The sequence below is a fragment of the Spirillospora sp. CA-128828 genome (assembly GCF_050945415.1).
In the GTDB taxonomy this organism is placed as follows: Bacteria; Actinomycetota; Actinomycetes; order Streptosporangiales; family Streptosporangiaceae; genus Spirillospora.
Map to the genome: position 1 here is coordinate 3846202 of NZ_CP191986.1, position 24067 is coordinate 3870268.

The 24067-nt window shown below is 69.9% G+C and carries 24 protein-coding genes; 10 read left to right on the top strand and 14 right to left on the bottom strand.

What is annotated here, in order from left to right; genetic code table 11:
* Window positions 1–15: 15 nt before the first annotated feature.
* Entirely contained in the window at window positions 16–453 is a 438-nt protein-coding gene (gene paaI, locus ACQPXG_RS18955) for a hydroxyphenylacetyl-CoA thioesterase PaaI (protein ID WP_433469023.1), read from the top strand.
* A 9-nt stretch (window positions 454–462) separates the two neighbouring features.
* Here paaI and ACQPXG_RS18960 read toward each other — a convergent pair whose 3' ends face one another.
* Entirely contained in the window at window positions 463–1329 is an 867-nt protein-coding gene (locus ACQPXG_RS18960) for a helix-turn-helix domain-containing protein (protein WP_433469995.1), read from the bottom strand.
* A 581-nt stretch (window positions 1330–1910) separates the two neighbouring features.
* Here ACQPXG_RS18960 and ACQPXG_RS18965 point away from each other — a divergent pair.
* The gene (locus ACQPXG_RS18965; RefSeq protein WP_433469024.1) at window positions 1911–2219 is read left to right on the top strand and encodes a hypothetical protein; all 309 of its coding nucleotides are present in this window, start codon (window positions 1911–1913) and stop codon (window positions 2217–2219) included.
* Window positions 2220–2281: 62 nt separating this feature from the next.
* Here ACQPXG_RS18965 and ACQPXG_RS18970 read toward each other — a convergent pair whose 3' ends face one another.
* Genes ACQPXG_RS18970 through ACQPXG_RS18980 form a run of 3 tightly spaced genes read right to left on the bottom strand, consistent with a single transcriptional unit; the run spans window position 2282 to window position 4763 of the window.
* Complete coding sequence (locus ACQPXG_RS18970) at window positions 2282–3061, bottom strand: ABC transporter permease (protein ID WP_433469025.1); 780 nt, start codon at window positions 3059–3061, stop codon at window positions 2282–2284.
* Entirely contained in the window at window positions 3061–3828 is a 768-nt protein-coding gene (locus tag ACQPXG_RS18975; RefSeq protein WP_433469026.1) for an ABC transporter permease, read from the bottom strand. The genes ACQPXG_RS18970 and ACQPXG_RS18975 overlap by 1 nt, the downstream gene beginning before the upstream one ends.
* Window positions 3829–3833: 5 nt before the next feature.
* Window positions 3834–4763 carry an ABC transporter ATP-binding protein gene (locus ACQPXG_RS18980; protein ID WP_433469027.1) on the bottom strand — a complete coding sequence of 310 codons (930 nt, stop codon included), beginning with the start codon at window positions 4761–4763 and terminating at the stop codon, window positions 3834–3836.
* Window positions 4764–4920: 157 nt separating this feature from the next.
* Between ACQPXG_RS18980 and ACQPXG_RS18985 the strand changes: the two genes are divergently transcribed.
* A complete protein-coding gene (locus ACQPXG_RS18985; protein ID WP_433469028.1) occupies window positions 4921–6060 on the top strand; it encodes a histidine kinase in 1140 nt (379 codons plus the stop codon).
* Window positions 6061–6070: 10 nt separating this feature from the next.
* Complete coding sequence (locus ACQPXG_RS18990) at window positions 6071–6727, top strand: response regulator (protein WP_433469029.1); 657 nt, start codon at window positions 6071–6073, stop codon at window positions 6725–6727.
* Between the two features lie 427 nt (window positions 6728–7154).
* Here ACQPXG_RS18990 and ACQPXG_RS18995 read toward each other — a convergent pair whose 3' ends face one another.
* A complete protein-coding gene (locus ACQPXG_RS18995) occupies window positions 7155–8051 on the bottom strand; it encodes a TIGR03620 family F420-dependent LLM class oxidoreductase (protein ID WP_433469030.1) in 897 nt (298 codons plus the stop codon).
* 174 nt (window positions 8052–8225) lie between these two features.
* On the opposite strand from ACQPXG_RS18995, the gene ACQPXG_RS19000 reads away from it, so the two are divergent.
* Window positions 8226–8942, top strand: coding sequence for a TetR/AcrR family transcriptional regulator (locus tag ACQPXG_RS19000; protein ID WP_433469031.1), 717 nt, complete (start codon window positions 8226–8228; stop codon window positions 8940–8942).
* A 34-nt stretch (window positions 8943–8976) separates the two neighbouring features.
* On the top strand, window positions 8977–9567 hold the full coding sequence (locus ACQPXG_RS19005; RefSeq protein WP_433469032.1) for a DUF4291 domain-containing protein: 591 nt from the start codon (window positions 8977–8979) through the stop codon (window positions 9565–9567).
* A 34-nt stretch (window positions 9568–9601) separates the two neighbouring features.
* Here ACQPXG_RS19005 and ACQPXG_RS19010 read toward each other — a convergent pair whose 3' ends face one another.
* Window positions 9602–10294: an alpha/beta fold hydrolase gene (locus ACQPXG_RS19010; protein WP_433469033.1), complete on the bottom strand. Its 693-nt coding sequence runs from the start codon at window positions 10292–10294 to the stop codon at window positions 9602–9604.
* A 524-nt stretch (window positions 10295–10818) separates the two neighbouring features.
* On the opposite strand from ACQPXG_RS19010, the gene ACQPXG_RS19015 reads away from it, so the two are divergent.
* On the top strand, window positions 10819–11055 hold the full coding sequence (locus tag ACQPXG_RS19015; protein WP_433469034.1) for a hypothetical protein: 237 nt from the start codon (window positions 10819–10821) through the stop codon (window positions 11053–11055).
* A gap of 565 nt (window positions 11056–11620) precedes the next feature.
* On the opposite strand, the gene ACQPXG_RS19020 is transcribed toward ACQPXG_RS19015, so the two are convergent.
* The 4 genes from ACQPXG_RS19020 to ACQPXG_RS19035 form a co-directional block, all read right to left on the bottom strand.
* Entirely contained in the window at window positions 11621–12280 is a 660-nt protein-coding gene (locus ACQPXG_RS19020) for a hypothetical protein (protein WP_433469035.1), read from the bottom strand.
* An 11-nt stretch (window positions 12281–12291) separates the two neighbouring features.
* Window positions 12292–13206 (bottom strand): hypothetical protein, encoded by a 915-nt coding sequence (locus ACQPXG_RS19025; protein ID WP_433469036.1) that lies wholly within the window; start codon window positions 13204–13206, stop codon window positions 12292–12294.
* A gap of 96 nt (window positions 13207–13302) precedes the next feature.
* Window positions 13303–14526 carry a cytochrome P450 gene (locus ACQPXG_RS19030; RefSeq protein ID WP_433469037.1) on the bottom strand — a complete coding sequence of 408 codons (1224 nt, stop codon included), beginning with the start codon at window positions 14524–14526 and terminating at the stop codon, window positions 13303–13305.
* Window positions 14527–14687: 161 nt separating this feature from the next.
* Window positions 14688–15971: a citrate synthase gene (locus tag ACQPXG_RS19035; protein ID WP_433469038.1), complete on the bottom strand. Its 1284-nt coding sequence runs from the start codon at window positions 15969–15971 to the stop codon at window positions 14688–14690.
* A gap of 129 nt (window positions 15972–16100) precedes the next feature.
* Between ACQPXG_RS19035 and ACQPXG_RS19040 the strand changes: the two genes are divergently transcribed.
* Window positions 16101–16763: a hypothetical protein gene (locus ACQPXG_RS19040; protein WP_433469039.1), complete on the top strand. Its 663-nt coding sequence runs from the start codon at window positions 16101–16103 to the stop codon at window positions 16761–16763.
* A 9-nt stretch (window positions 16764–16772) separates the two neighbouring features.
* Here the strand turns inward: ACQPXG_RS19040 and ACQPXG_RS19045 are convergent, their stop codons facing one another.
* Together ACQPXG_RS19045 and ACQPXG_RS19050 are read right to left on the bottom strand one after the other, a co-directional pair.
* A complete protein-coding gene (locus tag ACQPXG_RS19045) occupies window positions 16773–17675 on the bottom strand; it encodes a serine/threonine-protein kinase (RefSeq protein ID WP_433469996.1) in 903 nt (300 codons plus the stop codon).
* Between the two features lie 76 nt (window positions 17676–17751).
* Complete coding sequence (locus tag ACQPXG_RS19050; RefSeq protein ID WP_433469040.1) at window positions 17752–18690, bottom strand: aldo/keto reductase; 939 nt, start codon at window positions 18688–18690, stop codon at window positions 17752–17754.
* 175 nt (window positions 18691–18865) lie between these two features.
* Between ACQPXG_RS19050 and ACQPXG_RS19055 the strand changes: the two genes are divergently transcribed.
* Window positions 18866–19651, top strand: coding sequence for a hypothetical protein (locus ACQPXG_RS19055; protein WP_433469041.1), 786 nt, complete (start codon window positions 18866–18868; stop codon window positions 19649–19651).
* A gap of 228 nt (window positions 19652–19879) precedes the next feature.
* Here the strand turns inward: ACQPXG_RS19055 and ACQPXG_RS19060 are convergent, their stop codons facing one another.
* Window positions 19880–21241, bottom strand: coding sequence for an IS256 family transposase (locus ACQPXG_RS19060; RefSeq protein ID WP_433469908.1), 1362 nt, complete (start codon window positions 21239–21241; stop codon window positions 19880–19882).
* A gap of 366 nt (window positions 21242–21607) precedes the next feature.
* A complete protein-coding gene (locus ACQPXG_RS19065; protein WP_433469042.1) occupies window positions 21608–22834 on the bottom strand; it encodes a hypothetical protein in 1227 nt (408 codons plus the stop codon).
* A gap of 482 nt (window positions 22835–23316) precedes the next feature.
* Between ACQPXG_RS19065 and ACQPXG_RS19070 the strand changes: the two genes are divergently transcribed.
* Window positions 23317–23520, top strand: coding sequence for a hypothetical protein (locus ACQPXG_RS19070; protein ID WP_433469043.1), 204 nt, complete (start codon window positions 23317–23319; stop codon window positions 23518–23520).
* The last annotated feature ends 547 nt before the right edge of the window (window positions 23521–24067 follow it).

Genomic DNA, 24067 nt, shown 5'->3' on the forward strand with positions numbered 1-24067 from the left:
CATTACCCTGGGCTGGTGGACGATTCGGCAGAGGTGGCGCGGCGGTGCGCCGAGACGATGTACGCGCAGGACAAGGTGGCGCAGGACCTCGCGATGCAGATCACCGAGATCGCGCCGGGGCGGGCGCGGCTGCGGATGACGGTCACCGACACCATGGTGAACGGCCATGGGATCGCCCACGGCGGCTACCTGTTCCTGCTCGCCGACTCCGCGTTCGCCTACGCGTGCAACAGCTACGACGCCGTGACGGTCGCGGCGTCCGCCGAGGTGGTGTTCGTGGCGAGCGCGCGCGGAGGGGACGTCCTGGAAGCGACCGCGGTCGAACGCGTCCGTTACGGCCGGAGCGGGATCTACGACGTGACGGTGCGCCGCGTTCCGGAGGGTGAGGTCATCGCGGAGTTCCGCGGTGGTAGCCGCAGCCGGGACGAGCGTGTCCTCGGCGGCGGGGCCTGAGCACGCGGATCAGAGGTCGTTCAGGACGCTCGTGAGGTAGTGCGCGGTGTCATCGGGGCGCTCGGCCGTGATGCACAGGTTGTTCATGGCGCGCATGTAGGTGTCGACGTCGGTCGGCTTGTCGAGGTAGAGCGCGCTGGTGAGCTGCTCCAAGTAGACGACGTCGGACAGGCCGGGCTCGGCGAAGCGCAGGATGGTGAACGGCCCGCCGGCGGCGGCATGCCCGCCCGCCCCGAACGGCACGATCTGCAGCGTCACGTTGGGCAGCTCCGACACCTCGATCAGGTGCTCGATCTGCTGCCGCATCACTCCGCGGCCGCCGAGCGGGCGGCGCACGACGGCCTCGTCCAGGACGGCCCACAGCGTCGGCGCCTCCGGGGAGGTGAAGCGCTCCTGCCGGGTGGTGCGGATCTGGACGCGGCGCTCGACCTCCTCGTCGGAGGCGTCGGAGTAACCGAGCCGGACGACGGCGCGCGCATAGTCCTCCGTCTGCAGCAGCCCGGGGACGAACTGCAGTTCGTAGGTGCGCAGGAGGGAGGCAGCCTCTTCCAGGCCGAGATAGACCTCGAACCAGCTCGGCAGGATGTCGCCGTAGCGGTGCCACCAGCCGGGGGTGTTGGCCTCCTTGGCCAGCTCCAGCAGCGGTGCGCGCTCCGCAGGGTCGGCCACGCCGTAGAGGGTGAGGAGGTCCGAGACGTCGCGTTCCTTGAAGCCGACCCTGCCCAGCTCCATCCGGCTGATCTTGGAGTGGGAGCCGCGGATCTCGTATCCCGCCTGCTCGGTGGAGATGCCGCGGGCCTCGCGCAGCCGCCGCAGTTGCGCTCCGAGGAGAATGCGCAGGACGGTCGGGCCGCCGCGGCGCGGATAATCGATCAGCCGTCCGGCCGGATCACCTTCGGACGGAGGTGTTGGGGCAGCTGAATCCTGGGCCAAGGGGTCACCAGCCAGTCGACGGGTCTGCTCGGGGGCGGGACGGCACCGCACTATGTTAGAGGATACGAGTGTGTTTTTGGGGAGCACGAATGGTGCTTCGCATCGCAGCGACCCAATGGGCGCCTGACATGGGGCGGATGGCGGACGCGTCCCCCGTGACCAGTGCGGTCGGTGGCGGTCCGGCTGCGGACAGTGGCCCCGCCGTCACAACGGAGTTGGCCGGCCGGTCATTTTTCTGGCGTTCAGGTCATGGTTGGTGCACGAATTGTCGTCCGTTCTCCGGTATTGCGACGGCCAATCCTGACAAGCCATTCCGCAGGTCGTCGTATGACGCGTGAATGTCGTCAGTGCTGCATTCTGATGAACATTGCGGGGCGTGGGGCCGGGCGGCCGGCCGCCGAGTGATGAAGCTCTCGTCCGGTACGGGCGTGGTTTCGGCCGTCTGCGGCGTTGACCCACCAGAGGCGGCGACAGCCGCCTCGCAGGCATTCAGATGATCACAACCTCGCATCTAGGGGACATACATGAACGCGACCCGTGAGCGGCCGGAGATCCGGTTCCTGACCTCGGGCGATGTCTCGGCACACGAGCGCGCGGCGGCCGAGCGCGCCGTCCGCGACGCGCTGGCGGGCGCCGGCGGCGTCACGTCCGTCCAGGTCACGCTGAGCGTCGTCGCCGACCGGTCGCTGCCGCGTCCGGCCCTGGCCCAGGCCGTCGTCGAGCTGGACGGCCGGCGCGTGCGCGCCCAGGCCGCCGCCCCGCACATCGACCAGGCCGTCGACATGCTCCGCGAGCGCCTGGCGATCCGGGCGACCTCCCTGCAGGCGCGCTGAGTCAGGCCGGAACGAACGGCGGCGCCCCGCGCGGGTCGCCGCCGCCCGTATTCCCGGGAGCCTCACGCGTCGCGCCGGACGAGGACGGATGCGGCGAAACCGAGCGGGACGATCACGTAGGCCAGCATGACGGCCGCCGCCGCACCGGGGGACAGCAGATCCCCGTAGATGGAGTTGTTCGCGCCGAGCCCCGCCATCTGGGTGGCCAGGCCGCCGGGCAGGACCGACCCGATGCGCTCGTCCCACGGGTGCGGCAGGTGGTAGACGAGCAGCGGCAGCACATGCCACAGGAAGACCACCGAAACGATGGATCCGGCGGCGGAACGCAGCAGCACGCCGAAGGACAGGCCCAGCAGGGCGAACACCGGCACGGTCGCGCCCGCCATGACGAAGCTCGGCAGATCGTGCGCGATGGACCCCTGCTGGTCCGGGAACGGCCGGTCCCCGATGACCAGGCGGGTTCCGAGGAACGAGCCGACCGTCACCGCCTGGCCGGCGACCAGCGCGACCGTCCCGACCACCGCCGCCTTGGCCGCGAGCAGCCGCCCCCGCCTCGGGAGCGCGGCGAAGGTGGTGCGGATCATGCCCGTCCGGTACTCGGACGTGATGAACAGCACGCCGAGGACGGCCATGCACAGCGACGCCACCCACCCGCCGAGCTCCTGCAGCGGGCGCAGCAGGAGGTCGGCGCGGCGTTCGGCGGACAGACCGTCCCAGACATGTGCCATCTGGACGGCCAGCAGCAGCACGATCCCGGTGAACGCCGCCGTCACCGACAGCACCACGTAGGTCGAGCGGACCGATCGGAGCTTGCGCCACTCGGCGGCGACCGCGTCGGCCATCACGCGTCCCGCCGCGCGAACGAGACCGCGCCGGCCGCGAGCGCGACCGCCACGTAGGCCACCAGGAGCGCGACCGCGAGAGCCGGCGACAGGACGCCGTGGTCGGTGGACGATCCCGGCGCCCCCGCGATCTGGTTGGACAGGTTGCCGGGCATCGCCGACCAGATCCGGTCGTCCCAGGGGGACGGCAGCAACTGCGCGAGGCCGGGCAGCACGATCAGCACCGCCATGCCGATCGTGATAGTCCCGGCCGTGGACCGCAGCGCGGCGCCCAGCCCGAACGTGACGAGCGTGATCGCCGCCGTCGTCACGCCCAGCCACAGGAGGTGGGCGGCGACGTCGGCCACGGCCCCCTGGAACGCGGGCACGGGACGCTCGCCCACGATCGCCTTGCCCGCCGCGGAGCCGACGGCCAGGGACACCAGGGCCGCGGCGAGCATCGTGGCCGCCGTCACGCTCGCCTTGGCGGAGAACAGCGTGAGCCGGCGCGGCATCGCCGCGAGGCTCGTCCGGTTCATCCCGCACGAGTACTCGGACGTCAGCGTCAACGCCCCCAGCACCACCGCGCACACCGGCAGCGACACGGCGAGAGGCTGCTCCGCCGGGGCCGCCTTCGCCGTCGCCCTGCGCGCGGCCGACAGGCCGTCCCAGTATTCGGCCACATACCAGGACCACAGGACGCACAGCAGCATGAACACCGCGACCGTCCCGATGATGGTCATGGTCGAGCGGACGGTGCGGAGCTTGTACCACTCCGAGGCGAACACGTCGATCACGATGCGACCGCCCCGAACTCGGCGCTGTCCGCGGTCAGCTCCATGTACGCCTCCTCAAGCGAGGCGCTGTGGGGCGTCACCTCGTAGAGCGGGATTCCGTTCGCGGCGGCCATGTCGCCGATGACGGCGACGTCCAGCCCGGTCACCGTGAGGGTGCCGCCGTGCGCGGGCTCGGCGGCACCGCCCCCGGCGGGCTCGACGGTGCCGCCCGCGGTGCTGAGCACACCCGTCAGTTCGGCCGGGCGCGGGGTGCGGACCAGGACCCCGCGGCGGAAGCGATCCGCCAGTTCCCGCACGGACGTGTCCGCGATCAGCCGCCCCCGCCCGATGATGACCAGCCGGTCGGCGGTCAGCTCCATCTCGCTCATCAGATGGCTGGAGATGAGCACGGTGCGGCCCTCGGCGGCCAGCGCCCGCATCAGCTCGCGGATCCAGCGGACGCCGTCCGGGTCGAGGCCGTTCACCGGCTCGTCGAACATCAGCACGCCCGGGTCCCCCAGCAGCGCCGCCGCGATCCCGAGCCGCTGTCGCATCCCGAGCGAGAACCCGGCGACCCGCTTGCGCGCGACCCCGGCGAGGCCCACCTGCTCCAGGACCTGCGTCACCCGCCGTGTCCCGATCCCGTTGCTGCGCGCCAGCCAGCCGAGATGGTCGAACGCCCGGCGCCCGCCGTGCACGGCGCCCGCGTCCAGCAGCGCACCCACCTCCCGCATCGGCCGCCGCAGCGCGGTGTACCGGCCCCCGTTCACCAGCGCCGCACCGGACGTCGCCCGGTCGAGCCCCAGCAGGACGCGCATCGTCGTCGACTTGCCGGCGCCGTTCGGGCCGAGGAACCCCGTCACCGTCCCCGGTCTCACGGTGAAGGACAACCCGTCCACCGCGGTGGTCCCGCCGTAGCGCTTGGTCAGTTCACGTACTTCGATCATGTGCCCAACGGTCGCGGGCGCGCCGCCCGCGCACATCGGAACGCGGGTGGGAACCGAAGGTGCGACCGTGCTCCGAGTTCGCCGGCCCGCCTCCGCCCCCGGTATGACGCCCGCCGGTACGAGGCGCCGCCCGGCACCGTGCCGCTACCTTCGTGACGTGGACGAATCCGAGCTGCGCTCCCCGTTCTTCAAGCGGCTCAGCCGGCGCGGCCTCATCGGCCTGGACGCCGGTGCGGCGATCCTCTACACGCTCGTGCTGATGACGATCCCGGCGGACTCCGGCGCTCCGGGGCTCGCGGCGATCCCGCTCACCGCCGCGGCCGGCCTGCCGCTCGTGGTGCGGCGGCTGTGGCCCCTCCCGGTCTTCGCCGTCACCCTGTCCGCCTCGACCGCCACGCTGCTACTCGACCTGCCCTGGGACTCCTACGCCGCCGCCGCGTTCGCGCTCTATCCGGTCGCGCTCGCCCGGCGCCGCCGCCGCTGGCTGCCCACCCCGCTGATCGGCGTCGTCAGCGCCGTCTTCATCCTCGGCGGCGCCATGGTCGGCCCCGCGAACTGGCAGGCGGAGGCCGTCGGCCGCCTGCTGCTCGGGTTCGCCGTCCTCGGGGCGTCCTGGACGCTCGGGCGGGTCGTCCGCGAACGCCGCGCGGAGGCCGCGCACGCCGCCCGCCGGCTCGCCGACCAGGCCGTCTCGGACGAACGGTTGCGCATCGCGCGCGAACTGCACGACGTCGTCGCGCACAGCATGAGCCTCATCGCCGTCAAGGCCGGTGTCGCCGTCCACGTCGCGGAGGCTCGCCCCGAGGAGGCCCTGGACGCCCTCCGCGTCATCGAGACCACCAGCCGCGGCTCGCTCGCCGAGATGCGCCACCTCCTCGGCGTGCTGCGGACCGGCGCCGCGGACGCCGAGCTCACCCCGTCCCCGGGCCTCGGTGAGCTGACCGGCCTCGCCGAACGGGCGGCGATGGCCGGCGTCCACGTCGACCTGGACGTCCAGACGGGGGAACTGCCCGAAGGCGTCGCGCTCTCCGCCTACCGGATCGTCCAGGAGGCGGTGACCAACGTCGTCAAGCACGCCGCCCCCGCCCGCTGCCGCGTCCGGGTCAACGCCGACGGGCTCCGGATGCGCATCGACGTCACCGACGACGGCCCCGGCGTCCGCGTGCTGCCGGGCGGCGACGGGCACGGGCTCATAGGCATGCGGGAACGCGTCATGATGTACGGCGGCGACTTCACCGCCGGCCCGCGTCCAGAAGGCGGCTTCGCCGTGGCCGCCGCGTTCCCGTACGAGACCTAGGAAACCCCCGTTGGATCTGACCGTTCTCGTCGCCGACGACCAGGCTCTGCTGCGCGGCAGCTTCCGGGTCCTGATCGACACCGCGCCCGGCCTCCGCACCGTGGGCGAGGCCGGCACCGGTGCCGAGGCCGTGTCGCTGGCCGCGCGCGAGCGCCCGGACGTCGTCCTCATGGACGTCCGCATGCCGGAGATGGACGGCCTGGAGGCCACCCAGCGCATCTGCGCGGACCTCCCGGACGTCCGGGTCCTCATTCTCACGACCTTCGACCTGGACACCTACGTCTACTCGGCCCTGCGGGCCGGGGCGAGCGGTTTCCTGCTGAAGGACACCCCGCCCGCCGACCTGCTGTCCGCGATCCGGGTCGTCGCGTCCGGTGAGTCGCTGCTGGCCCCCTCGGTGACCCGCCGGCTGATCGCCGAGTTCGTCCGCCGGCCCGGCCCCGTCCAGCCGCCTCCCGCCCGGCTGACCGGCCTCACGGAACGCGAACGCGAAGTCCTCACTCTCATCGCCCGCGGCCTGTCGAACGCGGAACTCGCCGAGCACCTCCACCTCAGCCCCGCCACGGTCAAGACCCACATCGGCCACCTTCTGGCCAAACTCCACGCCCGGGACCGCGCCCAACTGGTCATAGCCGCCTACGAGTCCGGCCTGGTGCGGCCCCAGTGACCTCCGGCCCTCCCAGAGGGGTCGACAGCCTGACGAACCGGATGCTCGGACCGCCACGCCCTTGATACCGGCAGCCCGAACCCGGTGCGTGGTCTGAGTCGGCCTTCGATCCGGGACGGAACAGGCTGGGCGTGCTGCGTTCGCCAGGGCCGCACCGTGCCTTCGTGTCGCCGCCTAGGTGGTCGGGTTTGAGCCGGCTTGCGTTCGACGCCAGGTCGCGGTCAACGCGGGACGCCGAAGCCGAGGCCTTCTCCGTCGCAGCCTCCGCCGTCGTCACCGGGGTCGCCGGCGCGGACGTCGTGGCCCGGCGTCCAGACGATCTCGATTTCGCTTTGCGATCGTCCTTTGCCGTGGGCGATCCGGGCGACCGCTGCATTCCGATCTGTCTGGTGACGCTCCCGGCCTGCGGTGGCGACGGTCGGGGGCGCTAGAGCAGGGATGGGGCGAGGCGTTCGAACTGGTCGGCGGCCAATGCGAGGTCGGGGGTGAACACGGTGACGCAGACGTGGTCGGCGCCGGCGTTCAGATGGTCCTGGATGCGCTTGGCGATGGCGGCCTCGTCGCCCCAGTTGAAGCAGGCGTCGATGACCTCGTCGGATCCGCCGTCGGCGATCGCGGCGTCCTCGTATCCGAGGCTCTTGAGCGAGCGGATGTAGGGGGAACCCGGAAGTTCGAACATCTGGGTGCCCCTCGCGATGCCGCGTGCCTTCGCCGGGTCGGTCTCGAGGATGGCGGTCTGCAGGACGATGAGCAGCTTGTCCTCGCCGAGCCGCTCTCTGGCCTTCCTGGTGTGCTCGACGGGCATCGCCGCGGGCAGCGCGCCGTCCGCCCGCTCCCGGGCCAGTTCCTGCATCTTCGGGCCGAGCGCGGCCAGCAGCCGGGGGAACGGCACGTCGGGCACCGGCGCGGCCTCGACGGCCGCGTCCATGCCGTCGAGGTACTCACGCATCCGGCCCAGGGGGCTCGTCCACTTCTGCCCGCTCTGCTCGACGAACGTCCCCATGCTGACGCCCACGCCGAGCGCCAGCCGCCCCGGGTAGGCGTCGGCCAGCACCGAGGCGGCCCCCTGCATGGCGGCGGGGTGCCGCGCCCACAGGTTCGCGATGGCCGACCCGAGGACGATCCGTTCCGTCGCCGACAGCATCACGCTCAGCTGCGTGAACACCTCTCGGCCTCCGATGGCCTCGTTCACCCAGATCGACCCGTAGCCCGCTTCCTCGACGCGCCGCGCCGCGTTCCGCCATTCATCGGCGGTCGCGATCGGCGTCATGAGCCCGACACCGACCCTGCCCAGTCGTTCCCGCATCGCGTCCACCGCCGTCATCGGTCCTCCTATAATCGGAACGGATAGCCCGCTTAGGACGGTACCGGAACGTCCGCCCCGCTTGTCAACCGACCGAGGGCCTGCTGTGAGGCACCCGGCGGCCGGAACGGGCAGGCACCGGATGAGTTACGGGCCCGCGGGCACGGGCCGTGCGACCCGACGAAGGAGGCCAGATTGAGCGACCGGCCGCGCCGCGCGGACGCGCGCAGGAACCGTGAGCGCATCCTGCAGGCGGCGTTCGAGGCGTTCGCCGCGGACGGCCGCCTCGTCCCGCTCGACGACATCGCCCGCCGCGCCGGTGTCGGAGCCGGGACCGTCTACCGCAACTTCGCCACGAAGGAAGCGCTCTTCCAGGCGGTCGTCGTGGACCGCATCGAACGGATCGTGAACGAGGCGCAGGCCCTCGTCGGCGCGGACGACCCCGCTGACGCCTTCTACGGCTTCCTCAACTGGGTCGTGGAGCGCGCGATGTTCAATCACGCGCTTTGTGACGCCCTGGCGGCCGACCTGCGCACCTTCGACGCCTGCGGCATGGACGAGCAGTTCACCGCCGCCCTCGACGCGCTGCTGCGGCGAGCGCAGGCCGCAGGCTCCGTCCGGCCCGACGTGACCGTCCAGGATGTGCGGGCCCTCATGGTCGGCGCGATGCTGATGGAACGCCAGAGTCGCCCGGACGGCCGTCCGGGGCGCATGACGGCGCTGGCGTGCGACGCCCTGCGTGTCGTAACGAAACAAGACGAAACTGTGGACGGATTGCGTAACGAAAGGCGTTGCGAGGTCTGCGCGACACCACTCACCGCGGCGCCGACCGGCCGCCCGGCCCGTTTCTGCAGCGCATCCTGCCGCCAGAAGGCGCACCGCCGCAGGACTGCGGCTCCGAAACCCGGTTGAGCCGCACCTCGCGCTGCGCCAGGCTGGCCGGATCATGCGTACACGTGAGATCCGCGCCTGTCACGACCGCGACTCGATCACCGTCTACCAGGCGTACGCCCCCGAGATCGGCGGCCCGGCGGCGGAGCACGGCACGTTCGTTCCGCCGTTCTCCCGACACCGCATGACCTGGATCAAGCCGTCGTTCCTGTGGCTGATGGCCCGGAGCGACTGGGCCCGCAGACCGGGGCAGGAGACGATCCTCGCGGTCCGGATCAGCCGGACGGGCTGGGAGGAGGCGCTGAGCCTGGCCGTCCCGACGGATCCGGACCGCCGTGTCTTCCGCGCTTCCGACGAGTGGCGCCGCCGATTCGCGGACGCGGTCGTCCACGTCCAATGGGACCCCGAACGCTCCCTGCACGGCCGGAAACTCGAAGCCCGGAGCATTCAGATCGGCCTCAGCCGCCACATCGTCGACCGCTATGTCGACGACTGGATCCTCGGAATAGAGGGCCGTACCGCGCTCGCACGAAAGATCCACGGACTTCTCAAAGCCGGCCGAACACCACAGGCGCGAGCCCTGCTCCCCAAGGAGCGCCTCTACCCGCTCCCTCCCGCTCTGGCCGACCGTATAGGAGCGGACTGACTGGAACCCGCACGGGCCTTGCCGGGCTCGCTGATCATCGAGATCGAATGCGGCAGGTCTCCAGACGTTCGGCCAGTTCCTCCGGCCTGCTCAGCGCGACCAAATGTCCGCCTGGCATGTCGTCCACCGCGATTCCCAGCCGTTCTCGCACGACCCTGCGTTGGAATTCCAGCGGGAAGAAACGGTCGTCACGTCCCTGTAGGAAGACTGTCGGAGTCTCGGGCCACCGGCTCAGCGGCCATGGTTCCGCGAATGGCCTGGACGACTGGGGAGGCTCGTCCTGTGAGAGTGCCTCGGCCTTCACGTCCTCTGGGACATCATGGAAGAAGAATTCCTCGGCATCGAACTCCCTAGGGGGATTCCGTCCCTCACGGGCCGCCTGGTCGGCCATCGCCTTCGCCTGGCCGGTGTTCTCCCACCAGGCGCCGCCCGTCTCACCTGGCAACGGAACCATGGCGTTAAGCAAGACGAGTAGGTCGACGTGCACTCGCTCGCAGACCAACGGTGCCGTGAAGCCGCCCATCGACTGCGCTACGAGGACGAGATCGGTCCGGTCGCCGATCGCCTGCACCACCGTGTCCGCATACTCCGCCAGGCCTGCGGAGTCGTCGCCGGCCGGAAGGTCGACGGCCACGACATCGTGCCCTCGCGCCCGCAGCTCCGGCCCGAGCCGATGCCAGTACCAGCTCTGCCCACCGGCTCCGGGAATGAGCACATACGTAGCCATGATCGCCGCCCCCTGGCCGAATCCGACAGCCGACACGCTACTGCCCTCCCCAGACGCCGGAGTCCACCGGGCTCATGCCATGCACCTGCTGCAGGGAGAGGGCGATAAGAAGATCGTCCCAAACCCCTGCACCCCGGCAAACCCCTGCACCCCGCGAACGCCCGCACGCCGTGAACGCCCGCACGCCGTGAACGCCCGCACGCCGTGAACGCCTGCCCGCCGTGAACGCCTGCCCGCCGTGAACGCCTGCCCGCCGTGAACGCCTGCGCGATGTGAACGCCTGCGCGATGTGAACGCCTGCGCGCAGCGAAGAAGACGAGGACGATGAGGCCGGTTGCCGCCATGCCTAAGGTCTCGACGAGGAGCCGAGACGCAGCGCTCCCGCTCCTCGACTAGGAAACCGCTCGGCCCCGCGGACGCTCGGGTAACGGTTCCTCCCTCGCCGTCTCTGGACGCGCCCGTGGCCATCCTGGTCGGCGTGTTCCACTGGCTTCGAACATTTGTTCGCACTACATTACGCTCCTGTGCTGATAAACGAACCGGTCTCCGCGGAGACGACGCCGACGGGCCGCCCCTCCCAGATCAGCGGCCTGCGCGGCTGCTACCGGGTCCGCCACGTGCTGGAGGAATGGCAGGCCCCTGGCCAGGCGAGGTACTACCGACTCCAGGTGACGACCCCGGATGGCGCCGCGATCGCCGAGGTGATCGCCCCCGGCGCGCAAGGCCCGGGCACCTGGACCCTGCGCCGCGTTTGGAGCTGACCCCACCCAGCCCGTCCCAGCAGCACAACAGGGATCACGAAGCCCGCACCCCAAAGGCTCACCCGGCGGCGGATTGACGAGCCCGCCTCAACCAGCCCGGCGAGGACGCCATCCGGCACATGGACTGGCCGTCACCACCCGCGGCCGCGCCGACCCGGTGCGGTCGGTGGTGGTGCGGGAGCCGGCGGGTGAGGTGTGGGCGTCCGGCCGTGCAGGCGGGCGAGCGTGCGCGGGTGCGGGGCGTGCAAGTGAGCATCGGCGTGCGGGCGTGCGGGCGTGCGGGCGTGTGGGCGTGTGGGCGTACGGGCGAGCGGGCGGGCGCGGGTGCGGGGGCGTGCAGGTGTGCATGGGCGTGCGGGTGTCCGGGCGTGCGGGTGTCCGGGCGTGCGGGTGTCCGGGCGTGCGGGTGCGGGGCGTGCAAGTGAGCATCGGCGTGCGGGCGTGCGGGCGTGCGGGTGTGCGGGTGTGCGGGTGTGCGGGTGTGCTGGCGGGGGTGCGGGGCGTGCAGGTGAGATCGGTGTGGGCGTGTGGGCGTGCCAGCGCTGTGGGTGGTGTTACGGACGGGTCAGGTCCGGTCGCGGAGGCGTAGGACCAGGCGGTTGGAGAACGTCCCTCGCCTGGTGGCCTTTGCCGAGCGCTGCTCTTCCAGTTCGGCGGGGGTCATGCCGTGCAGGGCAGAAAGGGCGTGGATCACTTCGAGGAGGTCCGCTAGTTCGGCCGGGTCGCTGGTGGCGACGTACTCGCCGGCCTCCTCGTAGAGCTTGGCGCGTAGCAGGGCCGCCAGTTCTGCACGGTCGGCGACGCGGGTTTCCGGGACGTCGCCCTCCTCTCGGATGATCGCGGGAATGCGGTCGCGGACGAGCTTCTCGGTGCGTCCACCACCGTCCTTGGTGCGGTGCACCGTCCCGCCGTGGCGCCGGTCCAGGGACTGGACCCACTTGACCGCCACCGCCGCCGTCTGTACCAGTTCGTTGCGGAGGCGGACGGGATCGGACTCGGCCAGCGCCTCGAAGAACTCCTCGGCGAGTATGTGGCGCCATGTCAGCTCACCTTGTGACCAGGCAGCGGCGCATTCGCGTTTCGCCTCTTCCGCGTGCCGGGTGAACTCGGGCCCGCTCCCGTCGGGGAACTCCTGCACGCCCCACATCCGATCCTGGGCGTCACGTTCGGCGGCGACATCCGTCAGCACTGTCGCCAGGGCTCCCGGCGTTTGCTCGTTCTCCATGCCGGACGACGTTAGCCACCCGAGCGGATTGAGGCGGCGTGGTCGGCTTCGCAGCCGAGGAGTTCATGGAGGACGGGCGGGAGCTCGTCCCAGAGCCATTCGTTCAAGGTGCCCGGGAAGATCGCGGGCGGGTGTATGCCCAGGCGGCCGGGTCCGGCTTCGGTCAGTCGTACGGCAATGGGCCCGTCGTCCCACATGGAGTCGCTAGTGCCCCAGAAGGCGGAGAAGTCGGCGCTGGTCAGCATCACCTCCGTGGGCAGGGAGTGGTCACCCGGGTGCCTGCCCAAGGGGAGCAGCCGTTGCGCGGTGGTGCGGAGGACGTTGAGCGCGGCCAGGTCGTGCGGGCAGGCGACGCCGCTGATCTCCAACTCGGGCAGCCCGAACCTGCCCAGCCCGCGGGTCGCGCGGTGGACGCAGGCGCAGCCGTCGATGTCGTCCTCGTCGGCGGTGCAGCGGCCGGAGTTCCGGTAGGGCGGGAGCGTGCTGCCGAGCCAGTCATCGGCGAGGGTGAACTCGTCGAAGCGTCCGAAGGGGACGACGGGCAGGACCCGGCCCGTGTCGAGGTCCACCGGCACACCGCAGAGCGATTCGGCGATCGCCTTGGCCGCGGCGCGGGCGAGATGAGGCCCTGACGGCAGATCGCCCGCCGGCATGACGGACGTGACGCCGATGTGCCTTGTTGCTTGCCGGATCCTCTCGGCGTCGTCCTCGTCAACGCCCGTCACGTGGCTGAGATCCCACGGCGAACCAGCGGCCGGGTGGCAGGTCAGGACCAGGCGGGGAGTGCCCAGCCGTTCCGACACCGCCGCGGCGAACGGGCCGGGGAGCCGCCGGCGGATCGCCGCCGGAAGGTCGCCGGGATCCTTGTCGGTCGCGACGACGAAAACGGCGGTCGTCTCTTCGGGGACCGTGATGGTGACGCGCATGGCAGCCTCCTCGGGGCCGTGGACCGGCGTGTGGGGTCCAGCTTCGAGGAGGCGGCGGCGCGGCCGGACTAGAACGAGGTTCTGTGGATAACCGGGTCAGAAGGCACAGGTCAAGGACGTGATCCCGTTGATGAAGCTTGTCCGCTGACGTACGGGGGGCGCTGTCGCGTGAAGCGCCGGGAGACGCGTGTAGAGCTCCCGCAGCAGCACCGTGATCTCGCGGCGGGCCAGGTGGGCGCCGAGGCAGAAGTGCGGTCCGGGTGCCCCGAAACCGACGTGCGGGTTGGGGGAGCGTGTGATGTCGAAGGCGTGCGGATCCTTGAAGACGGCCCCGTCCCTGTTGGCCGAGTTGTAGTAGAGGATCACACGGTCGCCGGAACGGTAGACGTGCCCGCTCAGTTCGTGATCGCGGGTCAGGGTGCGGCGCATCCACGTCACCGGGGACGCGTAGCGGACGATCTCCTCGACCGCGGCCGGAAGCCGTGCGTCCATGTCCGCCAGGAGGGTGTCCCTCTGCGCGGGGTTGTCGGTGAGCAATGTCAGGGCGTGCGCCAGCGCGTTGCGCGTGGTCTCGTTGCCGGCCACCACGAGGAGGGCGAAGAAGCGGCCGAGGTCGAGGTCGTCGAGGGCTTCGCCGTCCACGTTCGCGTGGGTCAGTGCGGTCACCAGGTCATCGGCGGGCTTCTCGCGGCGCAGCCGGCCGAGGTCGGCCATGAGCGCGTGCAGGTAGGAGAATTTCTCGACGAGGACCGCCGGACGGTCCCGGCCATCGGGGCTGACGTAGTCGGGGTCGCCGATGGCGAGGATGACGTTCGTGGCGTCGATGACACCGGCGTAGGCCGATTCGGGGATGCCCATCATGGAACAGATGATCTGCAGGGGCATCGGCATGGCGACGTGCTGGACGAAGTCGCACGGGCCGCACTCGGCCAGCTCGTCCACGATGCGGCGGGCCAGCACCGTCACGTCCCCGGTCACCCGCTGGATCAGGCGTGGCGTGAAGGAGCGGGAGACGATCCGGCGAAGCCGTGCGTGCCGCGGATCGTCGATGCTGATCATTGATCCGGTGTAGTCGGCGACCTGCGGGGGCGGGTCGACCAGGCTGACGGCGGTGGGCTGCGAACTGAACACCTCAGGGTTCCGGCTCGCTTCGGCCACTTCTTCGTAGCGGGTCAGTGCGTAGAACCCGGGTTCGTCCGGCACGGGGCAGAAGACCGGGCCTTGCACGGCCCTGAGGGAGGCGAACAGTTCGTCTCGTTCGACCTGCGGTTTCGCCCAGAAGTCCAGGCTGACGAGGCTGCTCTCGACGGTGGAGGGCATGGGTTGGAGCGCCTTCCGCTGGGGAGTCGTCCCCCACAGGCTAACTCTCGCACCTCCACAGAGAGCGGTCATGCGCGGGCGGGTCGTTCGACCCGCCCGCTGCGCACGAGCGTCCGCGGGACGGTGCGGTCCCAGGGAGATGTTGCACGTGGACCGCCGCGTCAGCGGGCGGTGGGCTCCACGTAGTGGCGCTCACCCGGGCCCACGTACACCTGGCGCGGGCGGCCGATCTTGGTGGCCGGGTCGTTCATCATCTCGCGCCACTGGGCGATCCAGCCGGGCAGCCGGCCGAGCGCGAACAGGACCGTGAAGGCGTTGGTCGGGAAACCCATCGCCTTGTAGATGACCCCGGTGTAGAAGTCCACGTTCGGGTAGAGCTTCCGCTCGATGAAGTAGTCGTCGCTCAGGGCGACCTCTTCGAGGCGCATGGCCAGGTCCAGCAGCGGGTCGGACTTGCCGAGCGCGTCCAGGACCTTGCCCGTCGCCTTCTTCACGACGGCGGCGCGCGGGTCGTAGTTGCGGTAGACGCGGTGCCCGAAGCCCATCAGCCTGACGCCGGGCTCCTTCTTCTTGACGCGGTCGACGAACGAGTCGATGTTGTCGCCGCTCTCGTGGATGCGTTCCAGCATCTCCAGGACCGCCTGGTTGGCGCCGCCGTGCAGGGGGCCGAACAGCGCGTCGACGCCTGCGGACACCGAGGAGAACAGATTCGCCTGGCTGGACCCCACCAGACGCACTGTCGAGGTGGAACAGTTCTGCTCGTGGTCGGCGTGCAGGATGAACAGCATGTCCAGGACGCGCGCGATCTCCGGGTCGATCTCGTACGGCTGCGTGGGCAGACCGAACATCATGCGCAGGAAGTTCTCCACGTACCCGAGGGAGTTGTCCGGGTAGAGCAGCGGCTGTCCGTTGGACGTCTTGTACGCGTACGCCGCGAGGGTGGGCAGTTTCGCGATGAGCCGGATGCTCGACTGGTCGACCTGCTCCGGGTCGAACGGGTCAAGGCTGTCCTGGTAGAACGTCGACAGGGCGCTGACCGCGGACGACAGGACGGCCATCGGGTGGGCGCGGCGGGGGAAGGCCGAGAAGAACGCGCGGAACTTCTCGTCCAGCAGGGTGTGGTTGCGGACGCTGTCGGTGAACCTGCTCAGCTGGTCGGGCGTCGGAAGTTCGCCGTAGATGAGCAGATAGGCCACCTCGAGGAAGGAGGATTTCTCCGCCAGTTCCTCGATGGGGTAGCCCCGGTAGCGGAGGATGCCCGCCTCACCGTCGATATAGGTGATGGCCGACGTGGTGGACGCCGTGTTGGTGAAACCCGGATCGAGCGTGACATGCCCCGTCTCCTTGAGGAGGCTGCCCACGACCAGCCCAGACGGACCTTCCGTCGCCTCGGTGACCTCTAGAGGCATCCGGCCGCCCGCGTGGTCGAGCTCGAAATCCGACATACTCGCTCACTCCCAACTGCGTCCACACCTGCGTAGACGTTCCGCTCTTCATCGTATCCACGTGATCACGGGCGCCGATCCGGGCCCGTCCCGTTGACGGCGGGCGGGCGCGGGTGTTCCGGTGGAGGCATGACCGCTCAGAGCGCAGCCGAACTCCTCGCGCGCACCCGACGGGAGATCGCCGAGGCGACGACCCCGAACCGCTTCGTCGACCTGATCGAAAAGGGTGAGTTGCCCCGAGATCGCCTGGTCTGGCTCGCGGGCGAGGAGTTTCGGATCGTCAGCAGTGATCGGCGGAGTTTCGCCCTGCTGGCCGCTCGCTATCCCGAATCGCCCGCCGGTGAGCTGTTTCTGGGGCTCGCACAGGGGGAGGGGCAGGCTCTGACCCTCCTGGGTGATTTCGTGGCGGCGCTTGGTGAGAGTGAGAAGAATCTCAGCGCGTACGAACCGAAACCTTTCGCGCAGGCGTATCCGGCCTATCTCGCGCAGAGGGCGGCCTTCGGGACGGCCAGTGAGGTGGCTCTGGCCATGCTGGCCAATCTTGAGGAGTGGGGCGCGTACTGCGCCCGCATAGCGCAGGCGCTAAGAGCCCGCTACGGCTTCGCCGGCACGGACGTCGGGTTCTTCGACTTCTTCGCAGAATCCCCGCCCGGCTTCGAGGAGCACGCCCTCGCGGTCATAGCGGCCGGTCTCGCGTCTGGCGACGACCCTGTGGAGGCCGCCCGGGCGGCTCGCCTTCTGCACGCCTACGAGACCGCCTTCTGGGACGCGCTCGCGGAGGGTTTGCCGTGATCTCGCGTCCTACGGGCGCGGCTCACGCAGGGTCGGAAGCTCTGCCGTGATCTCGACCAGCGTCCGTTCCTGGACGTCGATGAGCTGCTCGACGTCTTCCGGCGGCCACTCCTCACCGTAATGCGCGTCCAGCAGCGTGGACAGGGCGATCAGAACCTGCTCGGGAGTGGGGCGTTCCCCAGGCTCCTTGACCAGACAGCGTGTGACGAGCCCACGCATGGGTGCGGGCAGGAGGGTGAGGTCCGGTTCGCCGTGCACGATCCGTCCGCGGACCTTGTGGCCGGTGCCGAATGGCGCCGCACCCGTCGCCGCGAACACGAGGGTCGCTCCGAGCGAGAACACGTCGCTCTCCGGATGGACGGGGTCGCCCAGGGCCTGCTCCGGTGACATGTACGCGGGCGTCCCCAGGATCTCCGTGCGCGACAATGGCAGCGCGTCCAAGGGCCGTGCGATGCCGAAGTCGATGACCCTCGGCCCGTCCGAGGCGAGCAGGACGTTCGAGGGCTTCAGATCCCGATGGACGATGGCCGCCCGATGGATCGCGATGAGCGCCTCCGCCAGCCCGGCCCCCAGCCGGCAGGCGGCCTGCTCCGGCAGCGGCCCCTTCTCCCGGACGACCGCGGACAGGCTCACGCCGCGGATGTACTGGGTCGCCAGCCACGGCTGGTCGGCGTCCGGGTCGGCGTCCACGACGGGCGCGGTGTAGAAGCCGCTGACCGACCGCGCTGAGGTCACCTCGCGGCGGAACCGTTCCCTCCACCTGGGATCGTCGAGGAGTTCGGGTCGGATGACCTTCACGGCGACCAGCCGCCTGCTGGGCGAGGCTCCGAGGAACACCTCGCCCATCCCACCGGAACCGAGCCGGGTGACCACGCGGTACGGGCCGATCATCTGGGGCGGTTCTGACTGCATGGACACGGCTATCCGATCATGGTGGGGCGCGCTCAATCGTGCCATGGCGCGGGCGTTCGCCGGACCGTGCGGCCCTTCACGTCCAGGGGAGCGAACTCCGTTCCGCCCAGTAACGCCCCGGCGGGATGCTCAGCCTCGCCATCGCCTCCAGCTCTGGTGGTTCGAGGGTCACGCTCGTGGCCGCCAGGTTCGCCTCCAGTTGGGCCGGGCTGACCGCACCGATGAGGACGGTGTCAGCCCAAGGTCGGCCGAGCGCCGCCGCCAGGGCCAGCGCATCCGGGCGCACATCCTTCTTGGAAGAGAGGTCCTGCACCTCCGCGGGAGGCCGCACGGCAAGCCTCCCGTTGGCCAGTACCTCCTTGAGCAGCACATGCAGACCGGCGCGATGGGCCTCATCGAGTGCATCCTCGGCAGACGTCTCAAGGATGTTCCACGTCGATTGGACGGTGCTGAAGAGCCTCTGCCCGGAGACCTCAAGGGTCATCGCTCGCCGGATCGTGTCGGCCTGTCCTGGTCCGGACGTCGAGAAACCAACGCGGACGCCCTCGGCGGCGAGCTCCGCCAAGGCTTCCTGTAGGGGGACGTCCTGAAACAGGGAGCTCTTTTCGGTCAGCGAATGCACCTGATAGACGGACAGATGCCCGTTCAACCGCTCGCGCGACTCCTCATACTGGGTTCGGTAGCGGCTGAGACTGTGCTCTTTGACCTCATGCACCGGCGCATCGGTCTTCCAATCGCCGACGTAGGCGTATCCCCATTTGCTCGATACCTGCACTCCTTCAGGCGCGCGGGCCGTAAGCCAGCCTCCCAGGAACTCCTCCGCCCTGCCGTAGGAGCGTGCCGCGTCCACCCAGCGGATGCCTGCGGCGTAGGCCGCGTCGAGGACGTTCCAGGTCGCCTCACGCATCATCTCCACGCTTCGCCCGGGCGGCAGCTCCGCCACCCTGCCCACGTTGATGTAGGCGGGACGCCCCAGCGCCGCAAGACCGATCCCGAGCCGGTGTATCGCGTTCATGCCCCCCAGCCTCGCACGCTCGCCCGACGCTCACAGCCGAGTCGATTGCCCGAATAGTCGGAAATGCTCTGAGGTGCGCGGCGGGATATCCACAGAATTACATTCTGGTGATCCCGATGGCGTCCGCCCGCGATGCTGATCCGTGTCAATGTTCCCGCGACAGAGAGGCACGGAAATGCCTGCACAGACCGCCCGGTCTTACTACGGCGCCAACCAGTTCGCCGAACTTCTCGGCCTCGCTCGATGGCAATTGCGCGTCGGCCTGGAGCACGGGCTGCTTCCGGGGCCCGACCTCGACGCGGACCGGTGGTCCGCCGGCCTCGCCGAGGGCGCCCGCGGGCGCGGCGAGGAGATCATCGCAAGATTCGGCGCCGAGCCGCCGGTCGGCTCGGCACGGGCGGCCGCCCGGCTCGCCGCCCGGGTGGGCCTCGACGTCGAGCGCCCCGACATCGAGGTCCTGGTCGCCCAGGGAGACCTCGGCGTCATCAGCAGCTTCCGTGGGCACCCCGTCTACCTCCTGCGCGACCTGGACCTTCTCGACCCGGACGTCGTGCGGCAGGTGGTCACCGCCAGAAAGGGCCCGCTGACCGACACGGTCGACACCGCTGGAGCGGTGACGATCCTCGGGTGGCCCCGCAAGACGTTCGACCGGATCGCCGCCGAGCGCGACCTGGCGGCGGACAGGCTCGGCCGCTACGCGCTCTCCGACGTCCAGGCCCTCCAGGCGGACGAGGACCTGGCGCACCAGGTCGCCGAGGAGAAGCGCCGCCTGGCCCGGGCCAGAACGCGCCGGTCCGAGATCCACATCGAGGACGTCGTCCGCGCCTGGGTCCTTCGCTGCTCCGCCTACGTGGACCGAGACACCGACCAGCCACCGGACATCGCCCCGCTCGGCCGAGCGATCCGCGCCCTCCGGACGGTCAGAGCCGAAATCGCAAGCCAGGAACCCATCTCGCCCTAGCACGTCACCCGCGTCCACCCCTCGACAAGCACCCTGCACTCTCCATCACCAAAGCGCACACCTCCGCGCGTGCCCAACACGACCCGAGGCCAGCCCAGCCACCCGCCCCCTCGCAAGCTGACGCGCCTACCTCCAAGCCGACCGAGCAAGCACCCAGCGCGGCCCGCTGGGCCTGAGCTTGTAACTTCAGGTGTGGAAAGACCTTGCGGGTAGAAGGTGAAGTCGGCTTTACCTGATGCGTCCTGGATAGGCCTCGGCGAGTTCGTTGAGTGCTTCGCGCCATCCGGCGGCGCGTTGTCCTTCGACCAGGCGTGCGGGTGAGAAGGCGTGCTTGTCGCCGTTGTGGCGCTTGGCGGCGCGTTCCCGGGCGCGTTTGTCCTCGATGTTGATGATGGCCAGCCACAGCAGCTTGACCACGGCGTCGTCGGTCGGGAAGTGCCCGCGCGCTTTGGTGACCTTGCGCAGCTGGTAGTTCAGCGACTCGATCCCGTTGGTGGTGTAGAGCAGTTTGCGGACCGGGCGGGTGAAGGCGAAGAAGGGCGTGAACCGGTCCCAGGCGTCCTCGAACACCCGCACGCTCTGGGGATACCTCTTGCCGAGGTCGGTGTCGGCGAACTCGGCCAGGGCCTCCAGCGCCGCGTCGGCGTCCACGGCGGTGTAGACCTTCTTCAGCTCCTTGGCCACCGCCCCGGCATCCTTGCGTGCGACCGGCCGAAGCGCGTTCCTGATCAAGTGGACGACGCAGGTCTGGACCACCGTGGCCGGGAACGCGGCGTTGATGGCGTCCTCGAACCCCTTCAGGCCATCGCAGCAGGCGATGAGGATGTCACGGACCCCGCGGTTGCGCAGGTCGGTGGTCACCGAGGTCCAGAACCGCGAGCTCTCCCCGGCGGTGGCGGTGTCGGCCGGGGTGCGCGCGAGCCAGATGCCCAGCACATGCTTGTGCCCGTCGGTGTCGATCCCGACCGCGATGTAGGCGGGCTTGTTCTGCACCACATGGTTGTCGCGCACCTTCACCACGATCGCGTCCAGGAACACCACCGCCCAGGTCGGGTCCAGCGGACGCGTCTGCCACGCCTTGACCTCGTCCATCACCTGATCGGTGATCCGGGAGACCTGCTCGTGCGACAGCTCGGTGCCATACACCTGCTTGAGGTGGTGCAGGATGTCGCGCACGCTCATGCCGTGCGCATACAGGCTGATGATCATGTCGTCCAGGCCGCCGGCGATGCGCCCGGCCCGCTTGGGCACCAGCACCGGCTCGAACGTCCCGGCCCGATCCCGCGGCACCGACAACCGGACGGGGCCCACCCCGGTCTGCACCGTCTTGCCCTTGCCCCGCCCGTTACGGGAATTGCCCGAATTGTTCCCCGCCGCATCATGCTTGTCATAGCCCAGGTGCGCGGTCAGCTCGCCCTCCAACGCCCGCTCCAGGACGGCCTTGACCAGCTCGCCGAGCATCGACCCCTCACCGGTCAGCCGCAACTGCCCCGCCTCGTCGCGGGACCGCTCGGCCAGCAGATCCAGCACCTCATCGCTCAGCAGTTCCCGGATCGGCACATCCAGGCTCTCGGCCGACATCGGCACCATCCCACCGGCACCGGCCCCAGACTGGGCGACACTCCCATTTCCCTCGACCACGGTCATGGCTTCGAATCCCCCCGAATTCGATGGATGATCTTCCTGCTCGATCATCTACCCACCAAGATCATTTCCACGCGAGAAGAGATACCCCCCGGCCCCGCGGACGGCGCAGCCCGCCCCGACCACCCAGAGTTGACGTGCGACCTGCCCGAGCCAATGCGTCAGCCGTCAAGTCGGCACGAGCGAGTGGATGGCGTGGCCTCAAGACGGTGCGGCTGACTCCGATGGAGCGCGTGGTGCCTGCCCGTTCAGCAGGGGGTCGGCGGCGGTGGCGGGCGGCGTCTGGTGCATCTGCGCGGGTGGTTGCGCTGTTCATGGTGATCGGTGGTTGGTGCGGCGGGGGGTCGAGCGGCGCCTTGTCGGTGGTTTGGCTGGTTCTCTGTGGCGCGCCAGGGCGGTCAAGAGCCGGTCGCGGGCCTCGGTGCGGGACATCGCCGGGAGACGTTCGGGGAGGGTTGACGCCAGCTCCGGTGGGGCGTCGACCAGGCCGTTGTCGTCGACAGTGGCTCGATCGCCCGTCCAGGCACCCATCAAGACCGCGGATATGTCGCCTGGGTGACGGGTGAGGATCGCTTTGATCCGGTCGGCTTCTTCGGCGCAGTCGGCCACCAGGAGGAGGCGCCGTCCCTGCGTGACCCCGGTGTTCTGGCGGATGGCGAGTTCGGTCTCCAGGTAGGCCAGTGCCGCATCGAGGTTGCCTGGGATGAAGAGGCCTGCCGTGTTGTCGTCGAGGAGTTCGTCCTCGGCCAGGCCGAAGAGGGCGCCGGCGTCGGGGCGCGGGATCACGACGAGGGAGTCGTCGCCGTGTTCGTCGAGTGCCGTCAGTGCGAGTACGCGGGCGGTGGATGCGGCGCCCGGACCCGACAGGCCCGTTGCCGGAATGGCGAATGGATCCAGCGTGGAGCGGTAGCTGAAGGTCGCCGGCTGCATTTCCGGGATCTCCGCCGCAGGAAACGCGGGCAGGCCCGCGGTGGCGGCGGCGTAGATGCGGTGCCGGAACGGGTAGCAGATCGCGGCGGCGGCGGGGAGCAGCAGACCGAGCAGGAGTACGGGCTGCAAGGAGGCGGGACGTGAATCGAGATCTTCCGCCTGTTCGCGCGGACGGTCCGGAACGGGAGCGGTGGACGTGGGTGGCGGTGGCGGTGTGCTCTTGGAACGGGTGGGAGACGGGGGCGCGCTGCTCGGCGGATGCGGTGCGGCGGGCCGCGGGGCGGGTTCGACGATCGGCCTCGGTGAGGGTGATCTGCGCTCTGTCTTGTGCTTCGAGTCGTAGCGGTCCGGCCAGCGGGGGAGCTCCCGGCCGCGTCCTGATCGTCTGCGAGACCTCTCGTACATCGCCAGCCAAGCCTCCTTGCATTTGTGCGCGGTGTACCAGTCGCCGATGCTCACGGCGTGGCGGCAGATGGGCGGCAGGGATCCTCGCGGCTGCGGCTCGGCCCGGGCAGCCGCGTCGGAGGCGGCCGCGCCGATGGTGATGGCGCCGGCCATCGCGGTACACCCCAGCAGCCCGCAGGTGCAGCGGAGCCAGTCGCCGATCACGACGGCAAGTCTGGGGTGTGCCAGGAAACGGTTCATCTTCGCCCCGGGGGATCGCGTCGGTCACCGTGAGAATGCCGATCGTAGCCACTTTGGCTACGGAGCGTTGAACATTGCTCACAGTCGGCTCGGCATTCGTCGAGGGCCGCCGCCGTTCCTGTCATGCCTCAGATACGGGGTAAATCCCGAATTGTTTTGGTATCTCGGTGTGCAGTCGCCCCGTCGGCGGGCGCGTGGCCGGACATCCGCAGATCCTGCGAGATTCCCTGGTGATGCGGCTTGAGGGCACGGCGTGAGCGGGACGCCTTATGTGAGGGGCCATGCATGATCCGCACAAGTCCCGCCGGCTTCGGGAGCCCCGGCAGCGGCATGTTCGGGTTGCGGCCCGGTTTCAAAACTCTCACTCCGTGTCACCAGGCGACAGCAATCCGGAATCGACCCGAGGCTGCTTGGTCCTGCCGAGCAGCGCGCGAGGCGACATCGCCATGAGGACCCTGCGGTATCTGGTCCAGTACACGATCGCGGACTGGGCGGAGGCCGACCGGATCGCGGGCGACTTCCCCCAGGTCGTCCGGCTGCACGAGGCGGCGCGGTCGGCCTATGCGCTGTTCGTCGAGGTCGCGCGGGGACGCGGCCCCCCGTGGACGAGCGGCTGCGCCAGCTCGCCCCGTTGTAGGCAGCCTGAGTAAACCGCTGGCGAGTTCGGGGCCGCATAGGCAGCGGGGGAGGACGGTGACGCCGATGCCTGCGACGGCGGCGGCCTTGACGGCTCCGGCGCGAGGACATGGTACTGGCCCTTCTCCAGGCCCAGGTTGGCCGGATCCTTTGGCTGTTTCGAGGTCGACGTGCTTGTGGGCGGGTGATGTGTCCGCGGTGTAGCGAGTGTCCGCCGTGATCAGGAAGAGGCACTGGCGCGGTTCACTACCTGCTGATCAGCTCGATCGGGCAGCTTGAGGCAGGCGGCGGCGCGGGTGTGATTGTGGCGCTGAGCCTGGCCGTCGCGGTGTGGTTGGCTCGGGTTAAGAGGCGCGTTCATACACGCCTCCAACGCCGTCGCTGACGTCCGGACGAGGAGCGGACCGTCCTGTGCCGGGCGAGGGGGGCTGCCACGAGCGTGCTTGTTCGACCCCGTGCCTACGACCTCGCCGGACAACGGCGCCCCGCCCAGGGAACTCAGCAACTCGTCCACGACATGAGCGACGTTATCGAGCTTCCGGAGTGGCTCGGCCGATATGG